Here is a 26733-nt window from a genome sequence, read left to right on the forward strand (position 1 = left end):
TATGGTGGAAATCAACTTGCAAGGCAAGGATATCAATCTGCGAATCGGGAAAGACACTGCGACAATCGACGGAGCCTCCGTCAAGTTGGATACAAAAGCTGTCATGAAGGATGACCGTGTCTTTGTACCCTTGCGCTTTGTCAGTGAAACGTTAGGCGCTGACGTGAAGTGGGACGGTGCGCAAAACATGGTGGTCCTTTCATTTAACGGAAGTGCCGGAGACAACCCGGACGCGCAGCCGTCCCCGACTTCAGGTGACCTGTGGGGAAGACAAGTGCGCAAGACCAATCTTCCAAAGAACGCAGCCGATTTCCCGTACATCTTGAATGACGTGCCGAATGAGATGTATGAGATGCCATATCTACAGATTTCAAATGAGAGGGTGGTTGTGCCCATAGAAGTTTTTGCAACGGTTCCAGAGGTCAAAAAATCCAACATCGACCTCTGGGTGGATAAATTGAAAAAACACTATCAATTGGTGTTTAATGCGGATTATCGCACAATCGACTATTCTTGGGCGAACCAACTGTACGACACGAACAATACAGGGGGAAGATATTTACCTGACTTCACGAAATACGTTGATTGGGTAAAGTCAAATCACATTCAAATCGAAGGGTCTGTGGAACCGGAACCTTCTATCATCTATCATAACTGGGTGGGGTACAACATTCGGATGAAAGTAAAGTTTCGGATTCTGAATTTTGATCAAGACAGCAAAGTACTCTATGATCCCATGTATCAATCTGGTGTTTTCCAAAAAGGAAAGTGGTACAGCGGTTATGCGGATATTTCTATGGGGACGACCACTATGGGGAATTGGGGGCCGCATTTGGCTGTAGATAACACAGCAAGTTTGTTCGACAATTCTATGATTCATCCGATGGAGTAACGAATCTCTAATGAAACGTATTTTTAATTACCTTGCATATCTGATTCTTTGTCTTTCGTTACTTCTACTGTATCCCGCACAAGCGAATGCACAGGTAAACGTAATGATTGAACAGGGTATCATCAAGTTCATAACAACTGACCCAGTGGCAACCACGGGGATACGCTATGTAACTACTGGTTGGATCATTCAGGGAGTTCCTAAATGCACGAAGGGAAAGGCGCAATGCAATCCGAATACTGGCGATTATGGGGTGATTCAGTGTCCCGCATTAAAGAACCGCACAAAAAAAAGACTCTGCCCGGCACTCACCCGCCGCTGGCAGGGTCTTTTTTATCTCACGCACAACCTGTCCTCTACATACTCTGTTCATGTTCGACAGCATGAGCAATTTTGTGAGGGTGTTTTGCCCGTTCAAGGTACTAGGATTCGAAATTTGGCAATACATTATCGTGAAATCATTGTCGACATGAAGGAGGTTAACGGGCCATGCAATTCACGAATTACTCCTTGAATGCAGCCGAGTATCGACACAGGTACGAATTTGCCGTTCGCATCACGTATTTTGTCGTCGGACTTGCTTGTTTTGCACTGCTCTTGTGGGTGAACTGGATTGTCGCGCTCAGTTTGCTGGTCGGATTGCTGGGGGTGTTTTTTACCATCTATCTCACCCTGCGCGGGGGTTTGGCGAACTACGTGAAGGTCGGGCCGAACCAGTTCCCGGAAATCTACGCGCTCACCGTGGAAGCGGCGAAACGCCTCGACCTGCCGATGCCCCACCTCTACGTCAACCAAAGCCCGGAGATCAACGCCCACGCGCTCGGCTTCGGATCGCGCCATGAAGTCGTGCTCACCACCGCGATCATTCAAGCCCTCACCCCCAAGGAACTGCAATTCGTCATCGGCCACGAACTCGGTCACATCAAGGGCAACCACAGCGTCTACCGCATCATCGCCAGCACCGGCTTCAACAACCCGTTTCTCGCGTCTCTGCGCTGGGTGCTGAACTTCGCCGTGCTGTTCATGTCGCGAGTAAACGAATACTCCGCCGACCGCGCAGGTCTCATCGCGTGCGGCGAAATCTACTCCGCCGTCACCGCGCAACTCAAGCTGATGATCGGCCGCGAAATGCTCCAGCAGATGAATCTCAAGGAATTTTTCCGCCAGATGGACGAAGCCTCGAAAGACCGCTGGAACCTCCTCAACGATCTCCAACGCACGCACCCGCTGCCCGTCTACCGCATCCGCGCCCTCGCGCACTACTACCGCACCGGCGAGTACCAAGCGATCAAAACCCGGCTCGGCGAAGGCGGCACCTCCATCCTCCAAGAACCGCTCCAAGGCACCCTGCACCTGCTCGACAAAGTCGTCGACAAGTACGCCCCCCAAGCTGAAAAACAACTCCACCCGCAAACACGCACCGCGCCCGCTCCGCAATTCGCGCACGCTCAAACGACAGCCCCGGCAACCCCGGCCGCCAAAGCGTTTTGCCCTTTCTGCGGCACGGCGAATCAAACCCAATCGGCGTTCTGCTTCAAGTGCGGCACCAAACTGAAATAAGCGAGGCCTCTCTATGTGGAAACGTAAAAAAAACAAAGCCCCCGTCACCCGCGAACTCAATCCCGACCTTGCGCCGCCGTTACCGTCTGAAGGGCAACACCGCCCGCCGACGCTGATCCGCCTGGAAACCGGCATCTGGAGTCATCACGGCATGGTGCGCGCCAACAACGAAGACGCGTGGTACTGCCGCCAAGAGTCGGGCACTCATGTTCCAATCAGTTGCCTCGCGATCCTCTGCGACGGCATGGGCGGCCTCGACGTCGGGGAAAAAGCGAGCGCCGGCGCCATCGAAGGCCTGCTCCCGCTCCTGCAAGCGCTCCCGCCGTCCGTCGACTTGACGGCAGTGACCGGCGCCGTCCAACAGGTCAACCGTACGCTTTACCTCCAGTTCCAGCAAGCCGACGAGCAAGCGGGCACGACGCTGACCGGAGTGCGGCTGACGGGGCCGGATGTGGATGTTTTTCACGCGGGGGACAGCCGGTTGTATCTGATCAAGCCGGAGGAGCACACCATCCGCCAAGTCACGCGGGATCATTCCTTCGTCTCCCGCCTCGTCGAACTCGGACACATTACGCGCGAAGAAGCGCGCACCCACCCGCGAAAAAACGAAATCTACAACATGGTCGGCCTCAAGGAAGACGTGACGCCGGACGTGTTCACGTTCACGCTGCAACCGGGCGAAGAGCTGTTGCTGTGCTCCGACGGCCTCGTCGACATGGTGGAGGACCGTGAGATTCTCCGCGCCGTCCTCAGTGAAACCGCCGCTCAATCGGCCGTCGAGCGCTTGGGTCGTCTCGCCAACGCCAACGGCGGGTATGACAATTGCACGATTCTCTACTTAAAACCGGTCTGGCACATTCCGAGCCACTAGGAGGGCAGCCCATGTTTTGCACATCTTGCGGACAGTCCTTGATGACAGACGCCGTTTTTTGCGACGGATGCGGGGCGCGAGTGGAAAGCGCGGAACCGGTCAGCGCGGCACACGAGGTTCACGCCGTCGACAGCCTCACGCCCGCTTCGACGCCGCAAAGCCAACGATTTGAAACCCGCCCGCTGCTCTCGGGAGCCCTCCTGCTGCCGGACGGCCGGACGCTGGAACTCCCGTTGGAAGGCGCGCTTCGCATCGGGAGGGAAGAGCCGCAGCGCCGCATCGACCTCGACTTGACGCCGTTTGACCCGAAATTCCACACGTCCCGCCAGCATGCCGAAATCCAAGCGCGCTTCGGCGAGTACGTGCTCCAAGACCTCGGCAGCCGCAACGGCACGACCCTCAACGGGAAACGCCTCGCCCAGCAAGAGGAAGCGCTCTTGCAGCCGGGCGACCGCATCCAATTTGCCACCGTGACCGTCACGTTCGAACTGCGCTAGGGGAGGAGTTCTTATGTTTTGCCCAAGCTGCCAATCCCCGAACAAGCAAAACGCCCGTTTCTGCGCGTCTTGCGGAGGCACGTTGCCCGCCGTCGCTGTCAGTCCCGCGCCTGCTCCTGCGCTTCCCACGTCCGGCCGCCTGTCCATGCAAACGGTGCTGGGCGGCCGTTATCAAATCCTCGAACAACTCGGGCGCGGCGGCATGGGGAATGTGTACCTCGCCCTAGACCGCACGTTCACGTCCAAGACGGTGGTCGTCAAAGAGATGATCGCTTTTTTCAACAACGAGACGGAAGAGCAGTACGCGCACAGACGCTTCCTCGCCGAAGCGGATACACTGGCGCAGTTGAACCATCCGGGCATCCCGCAGGTGTATGATCGTTTTTTGTTCAACCATCGATATTACCTCGTCATGGAGCACATCAGGGGGCTCGACTTGCAGAAGACCGTCGAGAAGCACGCGGAACTCTACGGCACACCGTTGCCGCAAGATCTCGTGCTGGAAATCCTCTGCTCGCTGATCCACGTCCTCGAATACCTGCACGGGTTGGAGCCGCCGATCATCCACCGCGACCTCAAGCCGGCGAACATCTTGCTGACCGCGGAGGGCCGCTTGAAACTCGTCGACTTCGGGATCGCGAAATCCACGCACGGCGCGCAGGCGGGCACCAAGATCGGCACACAGGGATACGCCGCGCCCGAGCAGTTCAAGGGATTCGTCTCGCCTCTCTCCGACATCTACGCGCTGGGTGCCACCCTGCACCACCTGCTCACCAACCGCGACCCGCAGCAAGAGATGCCGTTCGACTTCCCGCCGCTCCGTACGCTGAACCCGAGCGTCACGCCGGACGTGGAAGCGCTCGTGCACCGCATGCTCGCCGTCTCGCCGCAAGAACGCCCGCCGTCCGTCCAAGACGTGCGCCGCCGACTCCTCGCCTTCGCGCCCGACGTGGAGAAATCGCTCCACCAACACCGCCGCCGCGACGACGCCGTCTCGCAACTGATCGCCGCTTTCGCTTCCACTTCGGAAAAAAACACCCCGTCCGCTTCGCCCTCTTCCCTCTCGCAACTTTTCTGTCCGAACTGCGGCACCGCCAACCGCAGAGAGACTCGGTTTTGCCGCGAGTGCGGCGGGCACGTCCCGCACGCGTAAGAGTTACGCCTACTCACAAGGGGGAACCTCGATGGCCAATTGCCCGAAGTGCCACACCCAGAACGACAGCCATTCAAAATTCTGCATCGCCTGCGGAACGCCGCTCAATCAAGGTGGCGTGCAACCCGCCACACAGCCGGTGCACAGCGCCTGCCCGAACTGCCACGCCGAACTGCACCCGTCCGACAAATTCTGCATCCAATGCGGAACGCCGGTCACTGCATCGCTCTCGAACAACTTGCATGCGCAGCCGCAACATCACGCGCACCAACCGCAAACGTACTACCCGCCCGCTCCGAAAAAAAGTCCCCTGCCCCTGATCATCGGCCTCGTCGCACTGGTGCTCGTGCTGGCAGGAGGGGGCTTCTGGATCTACAAATCAATGTCCAAACCGGTCGCCCAGCCGACGCCGCCCGCGAACACCAACACGGGCACAGGCACCACCACCGGCAAATCCACGCCGATTCCGACCCCGCAAAACGCCAACCAAAAAATCGACGTCGCCAACAAACCGACTCAAGTCAGCAACTTGAACTACTTCTACCACACCTGGGTGCTCTCGGAGGCCAAACTCGACCTGTCCACGAACATGGTCTACCAAACCAAACCGGGCGAATGGGTCGGCGCGATTGCGATCGGTGCGGACAAATCGTTTGCGTTCTCGCAATCCGGGCAACTGGATGAGATGGGCACATGGAAAGCGACGGGCGATTCCACCTACCCGATCCAAATCGTCAGCGAAGGCACGTACATGAAAGTCGAGCCGACCACGATCACCGACGGCACGGCGGGAATCATCATCTGGATCGACGATTCCAACGCGTTTCTCGGGATGTTGTACGAGTAAATCACCGGGCAAAAAGTCGTAGAATCATTCCTACTTTTGATCTACAAAAATCTGTAAAAATAGTGCGAATTTCCTAACCACGCAGAAGGAAAATCCCGGCGCACGCAGAAATAAATAATCAAACACCAAAGATAAGCATCGCTACTTGTGGTGGATGTCTTTAATTAACTGTTGCGGCACCGAGTCTGCCGGGGGGCTCTTTCTCGAATGGGAAAGATTGACGAGGGAAGCGCAGTTTCGTGTTCCTAACTTACGAAAACAGTCACGGCTCAACATCGGGCCGTGGCTGTTTTCTTTTCGTTGACCGTTCAGGTATGCTCGTGGTAGGATAGCAATAGCAATCCTTTAGTATATTAGCAGACTAAAGCGTCGGGAGCGGAAAAAACCTATGCAGAAACCGATTTTGTTTGAAAAACCGCGCGGTGTGCGCGACGTATTGCCTCCTCTGGCCGCTCGCAAGCGCGAAGTGGAAAAGCAGATCGCCAAAGTGTTTACCCGTTGGGGTTTTGAAGAGATCACGACCCCGACGTTTGAATATGCGGAGACGTTCTTGAACGGGGCGTATCGCGACGACGAAGACCAGATGTTCAAATTTATCGAGCGCTCCGGCAAGACTGTCGTTTTGCGCCCGGACATGACCGCGCCGATCGCGCGCGTTGTTTCTTCCTTATTGAAGGAACATCCGCTGCCGATCCGTCTGTCGTACAACGCTTCGATTTTCCGCCAGCAGGAAAACAACGCCGGCCGCGACGCCGAGTTCACGCAATCGGGCGTGGAGTTGATCGGCGACGAAACGCCGGATGCCGACGCGGAAGTGATGGCGCTGGCTTGCCACGCGCTGACGGCGGCGGGCGTCAACGGCTATCGCATCGCCATCGGGCAAGTTGCTTATTTGAAGGGACTGTTCGAAGAGCACATCGCCGACGAGAGCGTGCGCTCCCGTCTCTCCGTCGCCCTCTCCCAAAAAGACTTCGTGTCGTATGAGCGCATCGTCAACGCCGAAATTGCGGAAGAAACGTCCCGCACCGTGTTGCTCACCGTCGTGCGGCTGCGCGGCGGCGTGGAAGTTTTAAAACAAGCGCGGACGTTGACGCAAAACCAAGCGGCGCTTGCCGCGCTCGACAACTTGGAGACGATCTGGAAAGTGCTCGTCTTGCACAACGTCGAGCACTACCTGCAACTCGACCTCGGCCTGCTGCTCGGGCAGCACTACTATTCGGGAGCGGTCTTTGAAGGCTATGCTCCGAACGTCGGTTTCCCGGTCTGCTCCGGCGGACGCTATGACGAGCTGCTCGGCAAGTTCGGACGACCGGCAGCGGCGACCGGCTTCATGATCGGCGTCGAGCGCGTGCTCGAAGTGTTGGAGAAGGAACTGCCCGGCAAGACCAAGGAACACTTCCTCGTGTTCTACGACGAAGCCGACCGCTATCCGACGATCGGCTTCACGGTGTTTTTGCGCTCCAAGGGCTTCATCGTCACGGCGCAGCGCTGCGACGACCCGCTGGAGAAAGCCGCCGAAGCGCGCGCGCCGTACTTCATGCCGATCGTGTTCCAAAACGGCAAACTGCTTACCCGAGACAAACTCGTCCAAGCGATGTTCACGGACTTTAGCCATATGTTTTCGATCTAACGCGGAAGGGGCGCAACTAGATGACGATCCAAGGGTTAACCGTCGCCCTCTCCAAGGGGCGGATCATGGACTCAACTTTGAAAATCCTGCGCGATGCGGGCATTCCGGTGCCGGAAGACATCGACTCGACGCGCAAACTGATCTTGAGCACGCCGAACGGCGAAATTGACTTCATCCTCGCAAAGCCGGTCGACGTGCCGACGTATGTGGAGTACGGCGTCGCCGACCTCGGCATCGTCGGCAAGGACGTGCTCGTCGAAGCGGACCGCGATCTGTACGAACTGCTCGACTTGGGAATCGGCACGTGCAAGATGTCGGTGGCGGGTCTCCCGAACACCGCTCCGCACGCGTCGATGCCGCGCATCGCTTCGAAATACCCGCGCATCGCCACGGAGTATTTCCGAGGGCGCGGCCAGCAAGTGGAAGTGATTTTTTTGAACGGGTCGGTTGAATTGGCGCCGCTGATCGGACTGGCGGAGCGCATCGTCGACGTGGTGGAAACCGGGCGCACGCTCCAAGAAAACGGCCTCGTCGTCCAAGAAGACATCATGGAAATTTCGACCCGCCTGGTTGCGAACCGCTCGTCGTTCCGACTGAAGAGCACCGTGATCGACGAATTTGTCTCGCTCGTGCGCGGCGTGGTCGAGCAAAAGGAGGCAGCTCAATGATCAAGGTGATCCAAGCCAAGGACTTCTCGCTGCAGCGGGAAGAGACCGACGTCTACGAAACGGAACGCGCCGTCGTCAAGGAAATCCTCGCCCGCGTGCAAGCACAGGGAGATGCGGCGGTGCGCGCGTACACGGCGCGTTTTGACGGGGTGGAGCTCGACGACTTCCGCATTCCGGAAGCTCTGTTTGAGCAAGCGTACGCGGAAGTGGGCGACGAATTCCTCGAAGCTCTGCGCGCGGCCATCCAAAACATCCGCCGCTACCACGAAGCGCAGAAGCGTCCGTCCTGGATGCTTCCGGACGAACAGGGCTCCGTCCTCGGCCAGATCATCCGACCTCTCAAGCGCGTCGGCGTCTACGTGCCGGGCGGGCGCGCGGCGTATCCGTCGTCCGTTTTGATGAACGTCATTCCCGCGCAAGTGGCGGGTGTGCCGGAGATCGTGCTCGTCACGCCGCCGGACCGCGAAGGCAAGCTCAACCCCGGCGTTCTCGTCGCGATCAAGGAACTGGGCCTCGCCGAAGCGTACCGCATCGGCGGCGCACAAGCGGTCGGGGCGCTGGCGTACGGCACGGAAACGATCGGTGCCGTCGATAAAATCGTCGGCCCCGGCAACATCTACGTGGCACTCGCGAAGCAGGCGGTATTCGGCCAAGTGGCGATCGACATGATCGCGGGGCCGTCGGAAATTCTCGTCATCGCCGACGACAGTGCCGACCCGGACTACGTGGCGGCGGATATGCTGTCTCAAGCGGAGCACGACCCGATGGCGGCGGCGATCTGCGTGACGCCTTCGGGCGACCTCGCCTGCCGCGTCGCCCAATCGCTCGTGGAACAGTTGGAAAAACTTCCGCGCCGCGAAATCGCGGAAGAGTCGCTGCGCAACTACGGCTCCATCGTGGTCACGGAGAACCTCGACGAAGCGATCGCCGTCTCCAACCGCATCGCGCCGGAGCACTTGGAACTGATGATCGAAGACGCGACGTCGGTTCTCGGACGCATCGAGAACGCGGGCGCGATTTTTGTGGGACGATACAGTTCGGAGCCGGTCGGCGATTACTTCGCCGGGCCGAACCACGTGTTGCCGACGTCGGGCACGGCAAGGTTTTCCTCGCCGCTCAACGTCGACGATTTTGTCAAAAAATCCTCTGTCATCCAGTACGGCAAACAGGCGCTGCTGGAAAACGGAGAAAAAATCATCACCTTAGCCGAAGCGGAAGGTCTGCAAGCGCATGCCAACGCGATTCGGATTCGTTTGGACAAAGAAGGAGGCCGCAACCAGTCATGACTGCACGCATCGGAGAGATCAAACGCGACACCACCGAAACGCAAATCGAACTGACGCTGAACCTCGACGGAGAGGGGCGGCGCGAACTGGACATCCCGGTTCCGTTTTTGCGTCACATGCTCGATCTGTTCGCCAAGCACGGCGGGTTTGATTTGAACATCAAAGCGGGCGGCGACATCGACATCGACGACCACCACACGGTGGAAGACATCGGGATCTGCTTGGGCCAAGCGGTAAAGCTTGCGATCGGGGACAAAGCCGGGATCAAGCGCTACGGCAACCGCTTCACCCCGATGGACGAAGCGCTGGCGCAAGTCACGCTGGACATTTCCGGCCGCGCGTTCCTCGTGTTCCACGCGGAGTTTCCAAAGGAGTATGTCGGCACGTTCAACACGGAGCTCGTCGAGGAGTTTTTCCGCGCGTTCGTTGGCAATGCCGGCGTGACGTTGCACATCAACGTGCATTACGGCACGAACACGCACCACATGATCGAGGGCGTGTTCAAAGCGTTTGGCGGCGCGCTTTCCGAAGCGGTCTTCCGCGATCCGAACGTGCGCGGGGTGCTCTCGACCAAGGGGGTCCTCTAAGACATGATCGCGATCATCGACTACGGCATGGGCAACTTGCGCTCGGTGGAAAAAGCGCTGCAGTCCCTCGGCGCCGACGTCGTCGTCACCGGAGATCCGGCTGCGGTTCGCCAAGCGGACGGCGTGATTCTGCCGGGGGTCGGCGCGTTCGGCGACGCGATGGAGAATTTGCGTGCCCAAGGATTGGTTGCCGCGATTCAGGACGTGGCGGCGGCGGGGACGCCTTTTTTGGGAATTTGCTTGGGGATGCAGTTGTTGTTCACGTCGAGTGAGGAACACGGCTTCCACGAAGGCTTGAATTTGATTGCGGGGCATGTGCGCCGCTTCCAAGGGGATTTTAAAATCCCGCATATCGGCTGGAACGACCTGACCTTGCATCAAGAGAGCCCGTTGCTCCAAGGTGTCGAGGCGGGCGATTACGTGTACTGGGTGCATTCGCTGGTGGTGGAGCCGAAGGATCGCGGCGTGTTGTTGGCGACGACCGATTACTACGGCGAAGTGCCGGGCATCGTGGGGCAGGGCAATGTGTTCGGCATCCAGTTCCATCCGGAGAAATCGAGCCGCGTGGGACTGACGATGCTTGGCAACTTTGTGGAACTGGTACGGGAAGGAGTGCGGGCATGAGCGAGTTTTTGCTGTATCCGGCGATTGATTTGAGAAACGGACAAGCGGTTCGTCTGTTTAAGGGCGACTATGACCAGATGACCGTGTACGACAGCGATCCGGCGTCTGTGGCGGTGCGGTTCAAGGAAGCGGGCGCGAAATTCCTGCACGTCGTGGATTTGGACGGGGCGAAGGAAGGTTCGCAGCAGAACCGTCCGGTGATTGAAGCGATCGTGAAGGCAACTCGCCTTCCCGTGCAGGTCGGCGGCGGGATTCGCAACGGCGAGACGCTGGAAGCGCTGTTCTCGCTGGGAGTGGCGCGCGCGATTCTCGGCACGGCGGCGGTGAACGAGCCGGAGTTTGTGCGGGCGGCGCTGAAAGAGTACGGCGAGAAGATCGCGATCGGGATTGACGCGAAGGACGGGATGGTCGCGGTGAACGGCTGGCTGGAAACGTCGGCGATCACGGCGATTGACTTGGGCCGCGAGTTGAAGGGCGCGGGGGCGACCCGCGTGATTTTCACCGACATCTCCCGCGACGGCACGCTGACCGGCCCGAACATCCCCGCGATTGTGGAGATGGCGGAAAAAACCGGCCTCGGCGTGATCGCGTCCGGCGGGATCAAAGAAACGAACGACCTGCTGGAGCTGGCGAAGTTCAGAGGCAAGGGCGTGATCGGCTCGATCATCGGGAAAGCGATCTACAACGGCAACATCGAGTTGCGTGACGCAATTCGTGAAGTGTATGCGGCGCTCGGAACGAGCAACGCAATTCAAGATGGCAACGAGGCACTGGGCCTCCCACCTCAGGAAACGCAAGGAAGCGCAGCTTCCGTATCCACAGAAGGGAGAGCGTAACGTGCTAACCAAACGCATCATCCCTTGCTTTGACATCAAAAACGGCCGCGTCGTCAAAAACGTCTCCTTCCTCACCAACGAGCGGGACGCGGGCGACCCGGTCGAGCTGGCAAAAATCTACGAGGAGCAAGGCGCCGACGAACTCGTCCTCCTCGACATCACGGCCACGAACGAAGGCCGCGCCACGATGCTCGACATCGTGCGCCGCACCGCCGACCAAGTGTTCATCCCGTTCACCGTCGGCGGCGGCGTCAAAACGGTCGACGACATCCGCGAGCTGCTCTTGGCGGGCGCTGACAAAGTCTCCATGAATACAGCTGCGGTCAAAACCCCGCAGCTCATCACCGAAAGCGCCCAAAAGTACGGCTCCCAATGCATCGTCGTCGCCATCGACGGCAAGTGGAACGTCGAGATGCAAGACTGGGAAGTGATGATCAACGCGGGCAAAGTCTCCACCGGCATCTCCGCGATCAAGTGGGCGCGCGAGTGCGAAGAGCGAGGAGCCGGCGAGATCCTCCTGACCTCGTTCGACCAAGACGGTCAGAAAAACGGCTTCGACCTCGATTTCACCCGCCGCGTGTCCGAATCGGTGCGCATTCCGGTGATCGCATCCGGCGGAGCGGGCGAGAAGTCGCACTTCTACGACGTGTTCTCCGAGCAAGGCAAAGCGGACGCCGCGCTCGCCGCGTCGATCTTCCATTTCAAAGAAACGACCGTCACCGAAGTCAAAAACTATCTCCGAGAACGCGGGGTGAGCATCCGATGAGCGATACGACTTGGGTGGAAACCCTGAAATTTGACGATAACGGACTGCTCCCGTGCGTCGTTCAAGACGTGCAGAGCCGCGAAGTTCTGATGCTCGCGTACATGAACCGCGAGTCGATTTTGAAGACGCTGGAGACCGGCACCACTTGGTTCTGGTCGCGCTCGCGCCAAGAGTTCTGGAACAAGGGCGCGACGTCGGGTCACTTCCAGCAAGTCGTGCGTCTCTCGTATGATTGCGACCGCGACACGCTTCTGGCGGAAGTGAACCAAACGGGCGCGGCGTGCCACACGGGGTCGTACAGTTGCTTTTTTGAAAACGCGTACGGCGACGAAGCGGCCCGCACGCCGCACCGCTACGCGATCCTCGACGAGTTGCTGACGACGATCGCCCAGCGCGACGCCGAGCGACCGGAGGGAGCGTACACCACCTACCTTTTTGAAAAAGGTCTTGAAAAAATCCTCAAAAAAGTAGGCGAAGAATCCACCGAAGTCGTCATCGCCGCCATGAAAGGCGACCGCGAAGAACTGACCGCCGAAGTGGGGGATGTGATCTACCACCTGTTCGTGCTGCTGCAAGAGCAGAAGCTGTCGTTCGACGAGGTGCTGAAGCTCCTGGAGGCACGGCACTCGAAAAAGGACATCAAGAACAAGCAGGTGTAAGGAAAAAAACACCGTGACCATCGCAGGGGATGGACACGGTGTTTTTTACTGAATCTCTGCTGATTTACTTCCCCACAAACCCCCGCACCAACTGCGCGAACTCCACCGGTTTCTCCATCGGGCCCATGTGTCCAGTCCCTTCGAGGAACACTTGCTTGGCGTTCGGCATGCGTTCGACGAGGGTGTTGGAGATGGTTTCAAAATCCGGAGCGTCGTAGTTTCCGTAGATCGTCAGCAACGGCGCTTGAATTTCTTCCAGACGCGCGATCGGCAACGGCTCCAGTACGTTCAGCAAGCGGAAATCGAAGTTCAAACCGTTCGCATGCGCCCGCATCTCCCGCACGCGTTCGCGCACGGTACCGCCGACGCGTCCCGGCTCTGCGTTCAACCCGTCGAGCAACGAATACAGGTCATGCTCCATGTACGCGTCCATATCGCCGGATTGCGCCAACTCCACCATCTTCTCATGGTTTTTCACACTGATCTCCGAACGCGGCGTCCCCAACAAAGCCCCGTACGCGTGCACCATCCCCAACACCCGCTCCGGATACGCGCAGGCGAATTCCAACTGAATCCCGCCGCCCAGCGAATGTCCGACGATGTACGTCTTCTCAATCCCCAACTCATCCAGCAGATCGCGGATGTCTTCGTAGATCGCGTACTGCTCTTTCTGCTCCGGGCTTTGACCGAACCCGCGCAGGTCAAAGCGGATCACTTGAAAGTCGTTCCCCAAATCCTCAAAAATTCCGTCCCACATCCGCGTATCCAAATTCATTCCGTGAATCAACAGAATCGGAGTTCCCGAACCGAGTCGCTCGTAGTACAAGCCGCTCTTCTTCGCAAAGCCTTTTTCCACTGTGGTTGTCATCTGTGGTTCCTCCTTTGTCGTTTCCCAAGTTCTACCTTCATACTAAAACCCCGCCGCCAAAATTTCCAATCACTTGCTTTTACCGAACCCATAACTGATAATTATGACTATGGAAATCAAAGACCTCGAAACGTTTCTCTTAATCGTACAAACCGGCTCTTTCACCGAAGCGGCCAAAACGCTGTACCTGACCCAGCCGGGCATCTCCCGGCGCATCCGCCGTTTAGAGGAAGAACTGCAAAACAAACTGTTCGAAAAAGTCGGCAACTCGCTCCTCCTCACCGCCGCCGGGCGCGACCTCGTGCCTTACGCCCAAGACGTGCTGGATTCCGTCAACCAGTTGAAGCGCGCGTTCGAACGCAGACAGGGCGTTTTTTCCAAGGTGACGTTGGTGTTGTCGACGACGCTTGCCGGGACGACGTTCTCCGCGAAGTATATGGAGCTGCAACGCCGCTTCTCCAACGTGGAGAGCTTTGAGTTGCGCTTGCTCAACGACGACCAATTGAGCGTCTCCGTCGTGAAGGGCGAGTCGGACATCGGCGTGCGCTTTCTCAAGGACGACAACCCCAACCTCGGCTACCACCTGCTCCACGAAGACCCGTTCGTCCTCGTCACCGCCGCGGGCAGCCAGTGGTTTGCGCACGGCCTCACCTCCAACCCGGACGTGCTCTCGGGGGCGATGTGGCTGATGCTGACCGAGATGGATACTTTTTTTGACCCGATCACGCAGATCGACCAACTGACCAAGCGCACGATGGCGGAACTCGGCATCTCGCCTTGCTCCAAGATCGAGTGCTACGGCTGGGGCGTGACCAAGAGCCTGGTTCAGCAAGACCACGGCATCGCGTTCCTGCCGTACTCCAAAGTCGCCGAGGAAGTGGAGAGCGGTGAACTGGTCGTGATCGAGTTGCCGCTGCAACCCGTCATCCCGCTCTACGGAATTTACCGAAAAAACGACGTCCACGCCCCGACCTGGCTGGAGATCATGGAGTTTCTGACTTTGTAGTTGAATTTACAATTGGCAGAAATTGACGGATGACGGGATATGTCTTATACTTATTGAATATTTACCACTCTCACTCGTTAAAGGGGGCCTAAGTGTATGCGTATCATACGCCCTTACTGTCTCTAATCAACCTCAAAATTGAATAGAAAACAGGAGGAGTATGACGATGGAACACTTTTTGCACCCGTATCATATCAACCTGATCCGCTCGCAAGTCAATCTGCTGATCGGAGCGTTCAACTTTGCCGGGGACTACCGGGTGGTGGACGCGACGAGGGCAACCGCCTTGCAGAATTTGTACGACGAGGTCCCCTGGCAGACGCCCGAACAGCGGGATCTGCTGACCGAAGCGGGTAAAGTGCGGGATAAGGACGAACTGAAAGCCTACTTGAAGCGCCTCGAACCGTACATCATCCCCTTCCCGGAAATCACGGCAGCGGAGATTCGCAAGCTGTTCCCCAAGGTCAAAAAGCTGGTCCTTCTGGATTTGCAGGCGATCGACTTCTCCAAACTGACGTACCTCGGTTGGCGGGACATCGCCACGAAGTCGCTGTACGTCGTCTACCGCTTGAACGGCAAGTGGGTCGGCACGGAATGCAACTACGTGAACGGACCGAAAAACCGCAGTTTCCATTGCACGTGGTGCAACAGAAGTTGTGGCGGCGATGAGATTGCGCTGGTGACCACACAGGTCAAAAACCGCCAAATCCAAGACGGCTACAAAGTCTTCGGCAATCACATCTGCCTCGACAGCCACAAATGCAACGAATTCATGACCTCTCCGGCGGAGTTGGAGAAGTTCTTGTCGACCGCTCGATAAGGCAGGGCGACAGCGCGCAATCCCGGTGGCGCTGGGAACGGCTGTCGCTGTCGGGATGCAGGGTCGCTTCTCAAGGGCCGCGGACAACGTAGACCTGCATCCTGCCGAGCACCGTTCATGTTCAAGAAATTGCAACAAAGGACGAGGGGGAATTCCGCCCTTCGTCCTTATTTGATTGCGCTGATTGGAACGAAATGGAATACTAAGTAAGGGAACTGACTACAACGTAGAGTAGAATCTCGGAAGGAGTTCGGTCGCATGTGGAAAAAAGCCTCCGTCACGCGGGCGGAGACGATCTGGGCGACACTGATCATGGCGCTGGCGTTTGCGGTGCGCCTCTACTACATGAAAGTGTTTGAACAACCGGCGCTCTCCGGCGATGCGGCGAATTACGTTGCGATGGTCAAACGGCTGGTCAACACCGGGGCGTACAGTTTCTGGGGCGGGCAACCGGATGCGTATGTGACGCCGGGGTATCCGTTGTTCTTGGCGTTTTTTTTCAAAGTGTTTGGGCATTCGGCGCACGATCCGCTGATGTGGGTGTACGGGGCGCAGATCCTCCTCTCGACGCTTACGGTGCTCGGGTTGTATCTGATCGGCCGCCGCGTGTGCAACGCGTTGGCGGGCGGGTTGGCGGCGTTGGCGTACGCGCTGTATCCGACGGCGATTTGGGCGTCCACGCTCGTGTTGACGGAGACGCTGTACATCTTTCTGTTCACGGCGTATGCCTACGTGCTCTTGGTCGCGATGGACCGCGAATCCCGCTGGTGGACGGCCGCGGCGGGGGCGGTGCTCGCGCTGGCGGTGCTGGTGCGCCCGTCTGTCGCGCCGCTCGCGGTGATGCCGCTGATCTACTGGGGGTTGGTGCGCCGCATCGAGAAGCCGATACAGTTGACGATCTGGCATCTGGCGGCGTTTGGGATCGTGATGTTGCCGTGGTGGATTCGCAACACGGTGACGCTCGGGCACTTCGTCGCGCTGGCGACGCAGACGGGCAATCCGTTGCTCGCGGGAACAGACCCTTACTTTACGGAGGGGGAAAAGTTGTTTCAAAACCTGCAGGGCGTCGACCAGCAAGCGTTGGCGTGGCAGCGGATCCGCGAGGGCTTCACGCAGCATCCGGCGACGTGGGCGGCGTGGTTCACCGTGGGGAAACTGCGCGAGTTGTATTTGAACTTGTGGGAAGTGCCGCACGGGGGGCACTTTGATTTCTGGAAGCCGATCCATGCGATGAGTGTGTTTTTTGGATTCGCGTCGCTGTTGCTCTATCTGAGGAACGTCCGGATTCGCCCGCTGATCTTGCTGGTGGTGATCCCGACGGCGCTGCAACTGGTGTTCTTGCCGCTGACCCGCTACGGGTTCGTCAGCGTGCCGCTGTTGATGGTGCTGGGGGCGGTCGTGATCGTAACGCTTATCAAAAAAGACCGTGTCGCAAGGTGACGACGCGGTCTTTTTTTGCCTATATTGGCGGTAAGGGGGCGATGCGGGATGCCGAATGGGACTGGGAATGGCCAAAACAGCCCGGAGCAATCCAGAATGATCGAGCGGAAGTTGCGGAGGCTGGAGAAGCTTGTGGAAGCGGAGATCGGGCCGATGCGCCGGATTCGGGAGTTTGAAGATGATGAGAAAGAGCGGGACATCAAGTTTTGGGAGAAGTTCGTGCAGGCGAACAGCGGCTCGTTTCGCGACCAGATGATCCGGCAGTATGTGGTGTATCGGATGGGGTTTATGTATGAATTTGGCGATGGAAACACAAAAGCCCTTCCCTAATCCCAGGGAAGGGCTTTCATATGGCGTATGAATTAGATCTCGTGGGTTTTGTACACCGTCGGCATGACATCTTCGAGGTAGTCGCTGACGATCTGCGCGTCCTCCAGATTGGCGATGCCGAGTTTGTCGCAGAGCAGTTGCAAATCGCGGACTTCATGAATGTCGAACACACCGAACCGCTTCGTTTGCACATGCAGGATCAACGCCTTCCCATAGAAATGGGATGTGTAGTTGACCACCAAATCATACTGGCAGTAATCGGTCACCAAGGTGACAAAACGGGAACGGCACTCTTCGTAGCTTTCGTTGTAAATATGACGCGGCATGATCATCCACCTCTTTTCTCAGGATTGATGTATGTCGGCGACATCTACCATACAGTACGGAAAAAACATCCTTTTTATGTACGTCCACTTGTAAATTTTCTGTCTATTCTTTGTGGTATACTTTACTTAGCTACCGGAGTGAAGAGGAGGAGTTTGGGTTGTTGTTTGTGGATTATCACACGCATCATGAACGTTGCGGGCATGCGGTCGGCGCGTTGAAAGACTATATTGAAGCGGCGATTGCCAAGGGGCTGCGGGAGATTGGATTGAGCGATCACCAGCCATTGCTTCATGTGCCGCATGTGGAAGGCTCGGCGATGCGGATGGAGGAATTGCCGGGATACGTTGAGGAAGCGCTGCTGTTGCAGAAGCAGTACAGAGGGCAGATTGACGTGAAGGTTGGACTGGAAGCCGATTGGGTGGAAGGATACGGCGAGCAGGTGCGCGCGTTGCTCTTGCAGTACCCGTTTGATTATGTGATCGGGTCGGTGCATTTCTTGGGCGACTGGGATCATACGAACAGCGCGGAATTGGCGAGATGGGAAGGACGCGATGTGTACGAGACGTACGCAGAGTACTACCGCCAAGTGCAGTTGGCGGCGCAGAGCGGTTTGTTTGACATCATCGGTCATCTCGACGTGATCAAGCGCTTTGGCGTGAAACCGGAGCGGAGCGTGGACGAGCTGTTGGAGCAAACGGTGGTCGCCGTGCGCGACGCGGGCGTTTGCGTGGAAGTGAACGCGTCGGGGCTGCGCTATCCGTGCGCGGAGCAGTTTCCGAGCAGACGGGTGCTGGAGATGATGAAGTCGCATGACGTGCCGCTGACCGTTGGTTCTGACGCGCACCAGCCGGGATTCGTGGCGGAAGGGTTTGCGACGGTGTATGAGTTGTTGAAGCACGTGGGGTATACGCAAATCCACGGGTTCACCGGGCGTAAGCGCTACGAGATCGAGTTGTAAAAAATGAACTGGCGCACCCAAGGACGACATGACTGACTGTCCAATCGGGGCGGCAGGAGGGATCTTGACCGTCTCATGTTTTCTCCGAAGGATGGATGTATGTGGAGACACCCCCGCCCGGATGGGCAGGGGTGTTTTTTCGTGCATGGAGGTTTGCTTGACGTGCTGCGGGACTCAGCGAGTTTTGTTTCGGTTCTTCTTTTGGGACTGGCCTTGCGACTCGCCGATCATGCCGACTTCCGCGTCAGCCGCCTGAGGCGGGAAGTACCCCATCCCGTTGGTGCCCGGGATGATGTTCGGGAGCAGGGTGTTGCCTTGACCGTCGATCAAGCTGAGTTGCTCAACCGAGCCGATGTCTCCTGCTTCCACCGTAAACTTCTGCATGTCGGCGCTGCCCGTCGGATGCACCGCGCCGATTTGGTTCTGACTTTGGTGAGCGGTCCGGGTCGGGTTTTGGCTGTTCTGTCCGGCCGACGCTTGCGAGCCGTCGAGGGAGCCGACTTCCGCGCTGAACGCCTGTTGCGCGTCGCTGCGCATCTGCTGCTGGACTTGTGAGGAAGCAAACGCGCCGCCTTGAGCTTGCTGGCCTTGCTGACCGGCAGACGCCTGCGAGCCGGATTGCTGGCTTTGCTGTTGTTGACCCGCTTGGCCGATGGTGCCGACTTCGGAAGAGAACGCTTGCTGGGCGTCTCGACGGGCTTGCTGTTGGACTTGCGAGGACGCGAAGCCCTGTTGTTTCGGAGCCAAACCGTACTGACTCATCAGGCCTTGCTTGAAGTCGCCGATGGAGCCGATTTCGACATTGTCGTTGTTCAGCGTGCCATCTTGTTGGCGCATGCGGATCGGAGCGGGCGTTTGTTGTTCACGTTCTTGTTCACGCTCGCCGATCGTCCCCACTTCAGAGCCGTACGCCGTCGCACGGGTCGTCGTCGGGCGCATACGACCCTCTCCAGCTGCCATCCGGTTTCGACGTGCAAAGTAGAACCCTGCAAAGAAGATCACAGCAAGAATCGCCAACGCAACAATGATTAGTGTCATACATGCTCACCCCCTGTGAACTAGTGTGGCTTGAACGGAGGGGAACATGTCTAGAAAAAAAGTCCACTTCCTGCAACCGGAGTGGACTGTTCATCTTGCGTATGAAGTTAAGCCAGATCCTTGGCAAGCGACGCGACGTGGTCGGCGTCGAGCGGGGTCGTGACTTGCAGGTTCGGGTGATCGAGGATCACGCGGACCGTCTCGTGCTCGTAGGAGCCGTTGGTCAGGTACGCTTTCGCCGTGCCCGTCAACGGGAACTTGAGGTAGTGCACGCTGGTCGTGAACTCGCGGTCGTCGTGCTCTTCTTCGAACACCGCTTTCAACTTCTCATCGCCCACTTGCAAGAACAAGTGCTGCTCAATGCCCTTGAGGTTCGCCAACAGTTTCGACAGCTCCTCTTGGTTGTCGCGCTCGATGAACAGGGTGGCCGACAGCTCATCGTCGCCCGGGAGCATGCCGGAGTAGATGTCGATGTACTCGTCGAGTTCTTTCGGATCGGTCAGGTCTTCGCTGTGCGCGAGTTCTTGAATCTGGAACAACACCGTCTGACGGTTTTCAAACAAGAGAGAAATGTCTTGGCCCAGCTTCAGTCGGCGCGACTTTTTGTACTGGATCATCTTCTGCAGATACTCATCACGGCCTTGGCGGTACGTCGAAAGCGCCACCAGGTCGCTGCGGGTGATTGCGGTTGCCATGAAAAATCCACCTCCGTTGCGATATGAATCGACTGTCCCGCACGTATGATGTACAGGACAGTCGTTTTTGAAGCAGGGTAAAAAAGGGAATCAAAAACTATTCGAGGGAGTCGAGCAGTTTTTGGAAGCGTTGCGCGTGAACGCGTTCTGCTTTCGCCATGACTTCCATCCACTCGCCGATTTCTGCAAAGCCTTCCTCACGAGCGGTTGCCGCGAAGCCCGGGTACATTTCGGTGTATTCGTAGGTTTCGCCTGCGATCGCGGAAGCGAGCATTTCTTTCGCGGTGTTCACCGGAAGACCGGTTGCCGGGTCGCCCTCGCCGTTGTTGCGCAGCGCGTCGAAGTGACCGAATGCGTGCTTGGTTTCACCGTTTGCGATGTTGCGGAACAGGGAAGCGATCTCTTCGAGACCTTCGGTGTCCGCTTGCTCAGCGAAGTACAGGTAACGACGGTTTGCTTGGGATTCACCTGCGAATGCTGCTTTCAAGTTGTCTGCGGTTTTGGTGCCTTTTACGTTTGCCATGATTGTTTCTCCTCCTTGGTTTGTGAACGTGTGTAATAAGTCTAAACTTAGACTAACTCAACATCGACCGTTCAGTATGTAACCTCTATCACATTTCGACAAAAAAAGGGGATGACTGCTCGACATGAAGCGTTTGCGCGACGATGTGAAGATTTTTTCCGGCTCGTCCAACCCGGTGCTCGCCGAGGATGTCTGCCGTCTCTTGGGACTTCCGCTCGGTGAAGTGATGATCTCCCGTTTCACCAGCGGCGAAATCTACGTGAACATCAAAGAAAGCGTTCGCGGGGCGGACGTCTATGTCATCCAGTCTTTTTGCCATCCGGTCAACGAAAACTTCGTCGAGTTGATGGTGATGATCGACGCGCTCAAGCGCTCCTCAGCCGGCATGATTAATGTCATCCTTCCCTACTACGGCTATGCACGCCAAGAAAAGCAAGATTCGCCGCGCGAACCGATCACCGCAAAGATGGTGGCGGACGTGCTCACCACTGTCGGCGCACAACGCGTGATCACGATGGACTTGCACGCGGCGGCGATTCAGGGTTTTTTTAACATACCGGTCGACCACATGACGGCGCTCGACTTGATCGCCGATTACTTACGAACGAAGGACCTCAGCAACGCCATCGTGATTTCGCCGGACGCCGGGCGCGCCAAAACCGCCGAACGGCTGGCGACCTACCTCGACTTGCCGGTTGCGCTGATGAACAAACGCCGCCCCAAGCACAACGAAGCGGAAATCACGCACGTCATCGGCGAGGTCGAGGGCAAAGTGCCCATAATAATAGAAGACATGATCGACACCGGCGGCACGATCATCAAAGTCATCGAGAGTTTGGTCGAACACGGCGCGCGTCCGGAAGTGCTGCTGTGCGCGACGCACGCGATCTTCTCCGACCCGGCGCCCCAGCGCATCCAGCATCCGGCGATTCAAGAAGTGATCGTGACCGACACGTTCCCGATCCAAAAACTGCACGCGCCGAAGTTGACGGTGCTCTCCGCGGCTCCGCTGTTTGCCGAAGCGATCAATCGGATCCATCACAACCGCTCGATGTCGATGCTGTTTGCCGAATCTTCGTATCAAGGGTGTGAAAATGGCGAATCATGACACCCCCTGACCGTTATGGTATACTGAGACCCAAGGAGGTGACCGCAAGTGGACCAACCGAAGAGCCAACAGGTAAGCACCGGACGAAACAACGTGATCCCGTTTCAGGTGGATGCCACGTTCTATTTTGAACGGGCCGTTCATTACTTGGATCGACATGACCTCAAAAACGCACTGAAGAACTTTCGCAAGGCCTCGGAGTTGGAGCCGGATAACCCGGTCAACCACTGCAATCTCGCGGGTATTCTCTCCGAGTTGGGCGAATTTGAACAGTCCAACCAAATCCTCTTGAAGATCCTCAGCGACATCGACCCGGACATGGTCGAATGTTTCTTCTATATGGCAAACAACTACGCCAACTTGGGCCAGTATGACCTCGCGGAAGAGTATGCGGCACGCTACCTCGATGCCGAGCCGCAGGGGGAATTTGCATCGGACGCCGAAGAGATGCTTCAAATTCTCGTCCAAGAGTTCGGCGGCGGCAAAGTCCTGCACGAGCGCGCCGAACGCAAAGAAGCGGAACAGCGCGACCACGACACCGCCCGCCAACTGCTGGAGGAAGGCAAGTTCATGGAGGCGTCGGAATATTTGGAGCAGGCGATCGCCGAGCATCCGGATAACACCGCGCCGCGCAACAATTTGTCGCTTGCGTACTACTATTTAGGCGAGTTGGAGAAAGCGATCGACGTCGCCATCGAAGTGTTGGAACTCGACCAGAGCAACGTGCACGCGCTGTGCAACCTCGCCGTGTTCTACCAACATCTCGGCAAGAAAGAAGCGCTGCAAGACATCTTGGAATGCCTGCGCAAACTCTACCCGCTGTACTTCGACCATACGTACAAACTGGCGACGACGATGGGGATTCTCGGCGAACACTCCGCGGCGTACCGCCTGTTCCGCCAGCTCTTGCGCTGGAGCGACCGCCAAGATCCGCAGTTGTTGCACTGCGTGGCGGCGGCGGCGGCGAATCTGGGCTTCTATCAAAAAGCAGAACGGATCTGGGAAGAGATCAAAAACCTCGACGAAGACCCCAAGGTCGCCGATTTCTTCCTCGCCCGCGTCCATGACGCCGAGCGCACCGGCCGTCTGGCACAACCGATTTCCTATCAATACCACATTCCGTTCCAAGAGCAGTTCAAGCAGATGAAAGTGCAACTGCAAAGCGGGCAACTCGGCGCGTGGCACACCGATCCGATGGTGCGCTCTTCGCTGTTCTGGGCGTTGCGCCACGGAGACGGTGAGACGAAACGCCAAGTTATCCAAGCGTTTGCGTTGATTGCGGATAAGGAAGTCGAGCACGCCCTGCGCGAGTTCGTCAAAAACCCCGCCGAGAGCGACCAATTGAAGCGGCACGCGCTCTATGTGTTGCGCCACATGGGCGCGGAGGGACCGTTCCACGTGCATCTGGAGCAGGAAGAACACCTCTGGCGCGTGCAATCGATGCCGCAGGATGATTTGCTGACCTTGCGTCCGGAGTGGCAGGAAGTGCTCGACACTGCCGTCTCGCAGATGAGTTCCGTCTACGGCGACGAAGCGTGCCTGCTCGCCCGCGACGTCTGGACGCAATTTCTGCACCGGACGTTCACGGCGCCGCCGCGCATCGGCAAGACGCAGGCGTGGTCGGCCGCACTGGAGTACACCGTGCTGCGCCGGCAGGGAATCAAAGCGACATACACCGAAGTGGCGGCGCGCTACGGCGTGACGGCAGGCTCGGTCTCGAAGATTTCCCGTATGTTGGCAGAGCCGACAGATTTGTAGCAATCGTCACATCACGTAAAATTGAATCCCGTTATACTGAAAGGGCGAGAGAGAGTATCTCTTCGCCCTTTTTTCTCATACTACAAACCATAGGATTTCGGTTTTATATAGGAGGTCTCATATCAAATGAGCGAACAACAACTGTATGACGTGCTGATCGTCGGCGGCGGTCCGGCGGGGATGACGGCAGGATTATACGCAGGTCGCGCCAACTTGAAAGTGGCGATGATCGAGCGCGGCATGCCGGGCGGCCAAGCTTCGACCACGCACTTGATCGAAAACTTTCCGGGCGTGGAGTCGATCGACGGCCCGAGCCTTGCGATGATCATGCACAAGCAAGCGACCGACTTCGGTTGCGAAATGATCACAGCAGAAGTCGAGCGCATCGAAAACATCGAAGGCAAGATGAAGAAAGTCATCACATCGCGCGGCGAGTATCTCACCAAAACCATCGTGCTCACGCCGGGCGCGGAACCGAAGAAACTGGGCGTTCCGGGCGAGGACGAACTGCGCGGGCGCGGCGTGTCGTACTGCGCCACCTGCGACGGCGCGTTCTTCCGCGGCAAGGAACTGGTCGTCATCGGCGGCGGCGACTCTGCTGTAGAGGAAGGCATCTACCTGACCCGCCACGCGTCGAAAGTCACGATCATCCACCGCCGCGACCAACTGCGAGCGCAGAAGATCCTGCAAGACCGCGCGTTCGCCAACGAGAAGATCTCCTTCATCTGGGACACCGTCGTCGAAGAGATCGCCGGTGAGAACAAAGTGGAGAAAGTGCTTATGAAGAACGTGAAAACGGGCGAGACTTCGGAATATCCGTGTGACGGCGTGTTCATCTACGTCGGCATGAAGCCGAACACCGATTTCTTGACCGGAGCGGAAAACTTGCTCGACGAGTCCGGCTACATCCCGACCAATGCCAAGATGGCGACCAAGATTCCGGGCGTCTTCGCGGCGGGCGACGTGCGCGACACCGTGTTGCGTCAAGTGGTCACGGCGACGGGGGACGGCGCGATTGCGGCGTTCTATGCGGGTCACTATGTAGAAATGTGGACGGAGGATGGCGAGTGACGGAGGATTTCATCATTCTGGGCACAGCGGGACACATCGATCACGGCAAAACGTCGTTGGTCAAAGCGCTGACCGGAATTGACACCGACATTCATAAGGAAGAAAAGGAACGGGGCATCACGATCGACATTGGGTTTGCCCCCTTCACTCTCCCCGACGGCAAAAGCCTCGGGGTGATTGACGTTCCGGGGCACGAGCGGTTTATCCGCAACATGCTGGCCGGCGCGGGCGGCATCGATTTGATCATGCTGGTTATCGATGCGGGCGAAGGCATCATGCCGCAGACGGTGGAGCATCTGCACATCTTGGAGATGCTTCACGTCCAGAAGGGCATCATCGTGCTGACGAAAGCGGACACCGTGGAGCGCGACTGGCTGGACATGGTGCAGGAAGAAGTTCGCGAGGGCTTGGCGGACACGTTTCTCGCCGGTGCACCGATGCGGGCGGTTTCGGCGTACACCGGCGAGGGGATTGCCGAGCTGCGCGATTTGATCGGGCAATTGGCTTCGGAAGTGAAGCCGCGCGAAGTCACGGCGCCGCTGCGGGTGCCGGTGGATCGCGTGTTTTCCGTGCCGGGATTCGGGACGGTCGTCACGGGAACCGTATTTGCCGGAAGCCTGGAGACGGGCGAAGTCGTGGAAGTGCTGCCGCAGGGCTTGCCCGCCCGCGTGCGCACGATTCAAGTGCACGGCCAAACGGTCGAGCGCGCCCAAGCCGGCCAGCGGGCGGCGCTCAATCTCGCCGGCGTGGAGCGCTCCGACCTCGAACGGGGGATGGTCGTCGCCAAACCGGGCGTGTATCGGGCGACGCGCTTGCTCGACGTCCGGTTGCACCTGCTTGCCGATTCGCCGAGAAATTTGGCCCATTCGACGCGGATCCGTTTTTACATCGGGGCGAGTGAAGTGTTGGGTCGGGTTTCGATTTTGGAGCGCGACGAGTTGCTGCCGGGCGAAGACGCGCTGGTGCAAATCGCACTGGAAAGTCCGGTCGTCTGTGCGCCGCAAGACCGCTTCATCGTACGCTCGTATTCGCCGATGCTGACGATCGGCGGCGGGACGGTGATCGACCCGGCTCCGATACGGGAGCACCGCCGCCGTCGAGAGTACGTGCTGGAAGACCTCTTGCTGCGCGAACAGGGCGGGCCGGAGCAGTTGATACTGCAAACGCTGAACGATGAGCCGGGGATCGGCATGCGCGAGTTGGCGGCGAAAGTCAACTTGACGGAAGACGCTCTGCAGAAGTGCTTGGAGCAGATGATTCCAAACGGTGACGTCGTCCCGATTGCGGGCGGCTATGTCGCGGGAGATTGGTCGATGCGCGTGTTCGACGAGATCGAAGAGCGGATGCGGGCGCACTTTGCCAAGGAGAAGTACCACTTCACCGTGCCGAAAGCGCAGGTGCTGTCCCAACTTGGAATGAAGCCGAAGCTGTTGGACGCGCTGCTCGGCTCCGGCGCGGGGCTTGCCAGGTTTGAAGTGCACCGCGACAAGCTGGGCATTCGCGGGTACGAAGTGCCGTTCACGATCCGCGACCGCGAGCTGTTGCAGAACATCGAAACCCTCTACCGCGATGGGCGTTTTCAACCGCCGTCCGTCGAGGACGTGCGCACGCAAACCAAAGCGTTGGAAAAAACGCTCCTCGGCCTCCTGCACTACCTGAAAGAGCGCGGGACGCTCATCGAAGTGAGCGCGGGCGTGTATCTGCACAGCGAGTTTCTGGAGCTTGCGAAGTCGATTTTGCGCGAGAAGTTTAACGAGACAGGCGCGTACTCCGTCGCCGACTTCCGCGACTGGGTCGGCACGTCGCGCAAGTTTGCCGTGCTGATCTTGGAGTACCTCGACGAAATCAAATTCAGCAAGCGCGTGGAAGACAAGCGCATGATCGTATAAAAAAGGCACTCTCGCGAAAGAGAGTG

28 protein-coding genes are annotated in these 26733 nt (G+C 57.9%); 23 read left to right on the plus strand and 5 right to left on the minus strand.

What is annotated here, in order from left to right; all coding sequences use genetic code 11:
- The 14 genes from EL26_RS20060 to hisIE all read left to right on the plus strand — a co-directional run.
- Positions 1 to 892, plus strand: an 892-nt coding sequence (locus tag EL26_RS20060; RefSeq protein ID WP_038093351.1) for a copper amine oxidase N-terminal domain-containing protein, incomplete at its 5' end; no start/stop codon positions are given.
- Between the two features lie 489 nt (positions 893 to 1381).
- Positions 1382 to 2452 carry a M48 family metallopeptidase gene (locus EL26_RS20065; protein WP_038093355.1) on the plus strand — a complete coding sequence of 357 codons (1071 nt, stop codon included), beginning with the start codon at positions 1382 to 1384 and terminating at the stop codon, positions 2450 to 2452.
- A 13-nt stretch (positions 2453 to 2465) separates the two neighbouring features.
- Positions 2466 to 3323: a PP2C family protein-serine/threonine phosphatase gene (locus tag EL26_RS20070; RefSeq protein ID WP_052036621.1), complete on the plus strand. Its 858-nt coding sequence runs from the start codon at positions 2466 to 2468 to the stop codon at positions 3321 to 3323.
- A gap of 11 nt (positions 3324 to 3334) precedes the next feature.
- On the plus strand, positions 3335 to 3820 hold the full coding sequence (locus EL26_RS24155; RefSeq protein WP_052036622.1) for an FHA domain-containing protein: 486 nt from the start codon (positions 3335 to 3337) through the stop codon (positions 3818 to 3820).
- Positions 3821 to 3833: 13 nt separating this feature from the next.
- Positions 3834 to 4973 carry a protein kinase domain-containing protein gene (locus EL26_RS20080; protein ID WP_052036623.1) on the plus strand — a complete coding sequence of 380 codons (1140 nt, stop codon included), beginning with the start codon at positions 3834 to 3836 and terminating at the stop codon, positions 4971 to 4973.
- A 31-nt stretch (positions 4974 to 5004) separates the two neighbouring features.
- Positions 5005 to 5820 (plus strand): zinc ribbon domain-containing protein, encoded by an 816-nt coding sequence (locus EL26_RS20085; RefSeq protein WP_038093358.1) that lies wholly within the window; start codon positions 5005 to 5007, stop codon positions 5818 to 5820.
- A 388-nt stretch (positions 5821 to 6208) separates the two neighbouring features.
- A complete protein-coding gene (gene hisZ, locus EL26_RS20090; protein ID WP_052036624.1) occupies positions 6209 to 7450 on the plus strand; it encodes an ATP phosphoribosyltransferase regulatory subunit in 1242 nt (413 codons plus the stop codon).
- A 20-nt stretch (positions 7451 to 7470) separates the two neighbouring features.
- A complete protein-coding gene (hisG, locus tag EL26_RS20095) occupies positions 7471 to 8118 on the plus strand; it encodes an ATP phosphoribosyltransferase (RefSeq protein ID WP_038093360.1) in 648 nt (215 codons plus the stop codon).
- Positions 8118 to 9404, plus strand: coding sequence for a histidinol dehydrogenase (gene hisD, locus EL26_RS20100; RefSeq protein WP_038093467.1), 1287 nt, complete (start codon positions 8118 to 8120; stop codon positions 9402 to 9404). The genes hisG and hisD overlap by 1 nt, the downstream gene beginning before the upstream one ends.
- Positions 9401 to 9991 (plus strand): imidazoleglycerol-phosphate dehydratase HisB, encoded by a 591-nt coding sequence (gene hisB / locus EL26_RS20105; protein ID WP_038093362.1) that lies wholly within the window; start codon positions 9401 to 9403, stop codon positions 9989 to 9991. The genes hisD and hisB overlap by 4 nt, the downstream gene beginning before the upstream one ends.
- 3 nt (positions 9992 to 9994) lie before the next feature.
- Positions 9995 to 10615 (plus strand): imidazole glycerol phosphate synthase subunit HisH, encoded by a 621-nt coding sequence (gene hisH / locus EL26_RS20110; protein WP_038093364.1) that lies wholly within the window; start codon positions 9995 to 9997, stop codon positions 10613 to 10615.
- Positions 10612 to 11451, plus strand: coding sequence for a 1-(5-phosphoribosyl)-5-[(5-phosphoribosylamino)methylideneamino]imidazole-4-carboxamide isomerase (gene hisA, locus EL26_RS20115; protein ID WP_081857359.1), 840 nt, complete (start codon positions 10612 to 10614; stop codon positions 11449 to 11451). Before hisH ends, hisA begins: the two co-directional genes overlap by 4 nt.
- A 1-nt stretch (position 11452) precedes the next feature.
- Entirely contained in the window at positions 11453 to 12217 is a 765-nt protein-coding gene (gene hisF / locus EL26_RS20120) for an imidazole glycerol phosphate synthase subunit HisF (protein WP_038093365.1), read from the plus strand.
- Positions 12214 to 12876, plus strand: coding sequence for a bifunctional phosphoribosyl-AMP cyclohydrolase/phosphoribosyl-ATP diphosphatase HisIE (gene hisIE / locus EL26_RS20125; protein WP_038093369.1), 663 nt, complete (start codon positions 12214 to 12216; stop codon positions 12874 to 12876). Before hisF ends, hisIE begins: the two co-directional genes overlap by 4 nt.
- A 64-nt stretch (positions 12877 to 12940) precedes the next feature.
- Here the strand turns inward: hisIE and EL26_RS20130 are convergent, their stop codons facing one another.
- Positions 12941 to 13744 (minus strand): alpha/beta fold hydrolase, encoded by an 804-nt coding sequence (locus EL26_RS20130; protein WP_038093371.1) that lies wholly within the window; start codon positions 13742 to 13744, stop codon positions 12941 to 12943.
- 109 nt (positions 13745 to 13853) lie between these two features.
- Between EL26_RS20130 and EL26_RS20135 the strand changes: the two genes are divergently transcribed.
- The 4 genes from EL26_RS20135 (at position 13854) to EL26_RS20150 (ending at position 17340) form a co-directional block, all read left to right on the plus strand.
- Positions 13854 to 14750, plus strand: coding sequence for a LysR family transcriptional regulator (locus EL26_RS20135; RefSeq protein WP_038093374.1), 897 nt, complete (start codon positions 13854 to 13856; stop codon positions 14748 to 14750).
- A gap of 166 nt (positions 14751 to 14916) precedes the next feature.
- Complete coding sequence (locus tag EL26_RS20140) at positions 14917 to 15570, plus strand: FusB/FusC family EF-G-binding protein (RefSeq protein WP_052036625.1); 654 nt, start codon at positions 14917 to 14919, stop codon at positions 15568 to 15570.
- A gap of 258 nt (positions 15571 to 15828) precedes the next feature.
- Complete coding sequence (locus EL26_RS20145; RefSeq protein ID WP_038093380.1) at positions 15829 to 17010, plus strand: glycosyltransferase family 39 protein; 1182 nt, start codon at positions 15829 to 15831, stop codon at positions 17008 to 17010.
- Positions 17011 to 17058: 48 nt separating this feature from the next.
- Complete coding sequence (locus EL26_RS20150) at positions 17059 to 17340, plus strand: hypothetical protein (protein ID WP_038093383.1); 282 nt, start codon at positions 17059 to 17061, stop codon at positions 17338 to 17340.
- Between the two features lie 32 nt (positions 17341 to 17372).
- Here the strand turns inward: EL26_RS20150 and EL26_RS20155 are convergent, their stop codons facing one another.
- Positions 17373 to 17666, minus strand: a complete 294-nt coding sequence (locus EL26_RS20155) for an SAV0927 family protein (protein ID WP_038093385.1) — start codon at positions 17664 to 17666, stop codon at positions 17373 to 17375.
- Positions 17667 to 17833: 167 nt separating this feature from the next.
- Between EL26_RS20155 and EL26_RS20160 the strand changes: the two genes are divergently transcribed.
- Entirely contained in the window at positions 17834 to 18625 is a 792-nt protein-coding gene (locus EL26_RS20160; RefSeq protein ID WP_338010868.1) for a histidinol-phosphatase HisJ family protein, read from the plus strand.
- Positions 18626 to 18799: 174 nt separating this feature from the next.
- Here the strand turns inward: EL26_RS20160 and EL26_RS20165 are convergent, their stop codons facing one another.
- From EL26_RS20165 to EL26_RS20175, 3 genes are all read right to left on the minus strand, one after another.
- Entirely contained in the window at positions 18800 to 19663 is an 864-nt protein-coding gene (locus tag EL26_RS20165) for a hypothetical protein (RefSeq protein ID WP_152559347.1), read from the minus strand.
- A gap of 107 nt (positions 19664 to 19770) precedes the next feature.
- Positions 19771 to 20358 (minus strand): DUF3501 family protein, encoded by a 588-nt coding sequence (locus tag EL26_RS20170; RefSeq protein WP_038093390.1) that lies wholly within the window; start codon positions 20356 to 20358, stop codon positions 19771 to 19773.
- Between the two features lie 97 nt (positions 20359 to 20455).
- Positions 20456 to 20881, minus strand: a complete 426-nt coding sequence (locus EL26_RS20175) for a rubrerythrin family protein (protein ID WP_038093395.1) — start codon at positions 20879 to 20881, stop codon at positions 20456 to 20458.
- Between the two features lie 124 nt (positions 20882 to 21005).
- Here EL26_RS20175 and EL26_RS20180 point away from each other — a divergent pair, with 124 nt between their 5' ends.
- From EL26_RS20180 to selB, 4 genes are all read left to right on the plus strand, one after another.
- Entirely contained in the window at positions 21006 to 21989 is a 984-nt protein-coding gene (locus EL26_RS20180) for a ribose-phosphate diphosphokinase (RefSeq protein WP_038093398.1), read from the plus strand.
- 48 nt (positions 21990 to 22037) lie between these two features.
- Complete coding sequence (locus EL26_RS20185; protein WP_052036626.1) at positions 22038 to 23747, plus strand: tetratricopeptide repeat protein; 1710 nt, start codon at positions 22038 to 22040, stop codon at positions 23745 to 23747.
- 126 nt (positions 23748 to 23873) lie between these two features.
- Complete coding sequence (trxB, locus tag EL26_RS20190) at positions 23874 to 24818, plus strand: thioredoxin-disulfide reductase (protein ID WP_038093401.1); 945 nt, start codon at positions 23874 to 23876, stop codon at positions 24816 to 24818.
- Positions 24815 to 26707: a selenocysteine-specific translation elongation factor gene (gene selB / locus EL26_RS20195; RefSeq protein ID WP_052036627.1), complete on the plus strand. Its 1893-nt coding sequence runs from the start codon at positions 24815 to 24817 to the stop codon at positions 26705 to 26707. The genes trxB and selB overlap by 4 nt, the downstream gene beginning before the upstream one ends.
- Positions 26708 to 26733 lie beyond the last annotated feature (26 nt).

Origin of the sequence: Tumebacillus flagellatus (genome assembly GCF_000714935.1) — a bacterium.
In the GTDB taxonomy this organism is placed as follows: Bacteria; Bacillota; Bacilli; order Tumebacillales; family Tumebacillaceae; genus Tumebacillus; species Tumebacillus flagellatus.

Bases quoted from the DNA above. Each gene is read 5' to 3' on its own strand.
- EL26_RS20080 (WP_052036623.1), top strand. From the start codon at position 3,834: ATGTTTTGCCCAAGCTGCCAATCCCCGAACAAGCAAAACGCCCGTTTC.
- EL26_RS20165 (WP_152559347.1), bottom strand. From the start codon at position 19,663: ATGACACTAATCATTGTTGCGTTGGCGATTCTTGCTGTGATCTTCTTT.
- trxB (WP_038093401.1), top strand. From the start codon at position 23,874: ATGAGCGAACAACAACTGTATGACGTGCTGATCGTCGGCGGCGGTCCG.
- EL26_RS20175 (WP_038093395.1), bottom strand. From the start codon at position 20,881: ATGGCAAACGTAAAAGGCACCAAAACCGCAGACAACTTGAAAGCAGCA.
- EL26_RS20145 (WP_038093380.1), top strand. From the start codon at position 15,829: ATGTGGAAAAAAGCCTCCGTCACGCGGGCGGAGACGATCTGGGCGACA.
- EL26_RS20150 (WP_038093383.1), top strand. From the start codon at position 17,059: ATGCCGAATGGGACTGGGAATGGCCAAAACAGCCCGGAGCAATCCAGA.
- EL26_RS20155 (WP_038093385.1), bottom strand. From the start codon at position 17,666: ATGCCGCGTCATATTTACAACGAAAGCTACGAAGAGTGCCGTTCCCGT.
- hisB (WP_038093362.1), top strand. From the start codon at position 9,401: ATGACTGCACGCATCGGAGAGATCAAACGCGACACCACCGAAACGCAA.
- EL26_RS24155 (WP_052036622.1), top strand. From the start codon at position 3,335: ATGTTTTGCACATCTTGCGGACAGTCCTTGATGACAGACGCCGTTTTT.
- EL26_RS20065 (WP_038093355.1), top strand. From the start codon at position 1,382: ATGCAATTCACGAATTACTCCTTGAATGCAGCCGAGTATCGACACAGG.
- EL26_RS20085 (WP_038093358.1), top strand. From the start codon at position 5,005: ATGGCCAATTGCCCGAAGTGCCACACCCAGAACGACAGCCATTCAAAA.
- hisG (WP_038093360.1), top strand. From the start codon at position 7,471: ATGACGATCCAAGGGTTAACCGTCGCCCTCTCCAAGGGGCGGATCATG.
- EL26_RS20180 (WP_038093398.1), top strand. From the start codon at position 21,006: ATGAAGCGTTTGCGCGACGATGTGAAGATTTTTTCCGGCTCGTCCAAC.
- EL26_RS20135 (WP_038093374.1), top strand. From the start codon at position 13,854: ATGGAAATCAAAGACCTCGAAACGTTTCTCTTAATCGTACAAACCGGC.
- hisZ (WP_052036624.1), top strand. From the start codon at position 6,209: ATGCAGAAACCGATTTTGTTTGAAAAACCGCGCGGTGTGCGCGACGTA.
- EL26_RS20070 (WP_052036621.1), top strand. From the start codon at position 2,466: ATGTGGAAACGTAAAAAAAACAAAGCCCCCGTCACCCGCGAACTCAAT.
- hisH (WP_038093364.1), top strand. From the start codon at position 9,995: ATGATCGCGATCATCGACTACGGCATGGGCAACTTGCGCTCGGTGGAA.
- EL26_RS20140 (WP_052036625.1), top strand. From the start codon at position 14,917: ATGGAACACTTTTTGCACCCGTATCATATCAACCTGATCCGCTCGCAA.
- EL26_RS20130 (WP_038093371.1), bottom strand. From the start codon at position 13,744: ATGACAACCACAGTGGAAAAAGGCTTTGCGAAGAAGAGCGGCTTGTAC.
- hisA (WP_081857359.1), top strand. From the start codon at position 10,612: ATGAGCGAGTTTTTGCTGTATCCGGCGATTGATTTGAGAAACGGACAA.
- EL26_RS20170 (WP_038093390.1), bottom strand. From the start codon at position 20,358: ATGGCAACCGCAATCACCCGCAGCGACCTGGTGGCGCTTTCGACGTAC.
- hisIE (WP_038093369.1), top strand. From the start codon at position 12,214: ATGAGCGATACGACTTGGGTGGAAACCCTGAAATTTGACGATAACGGA.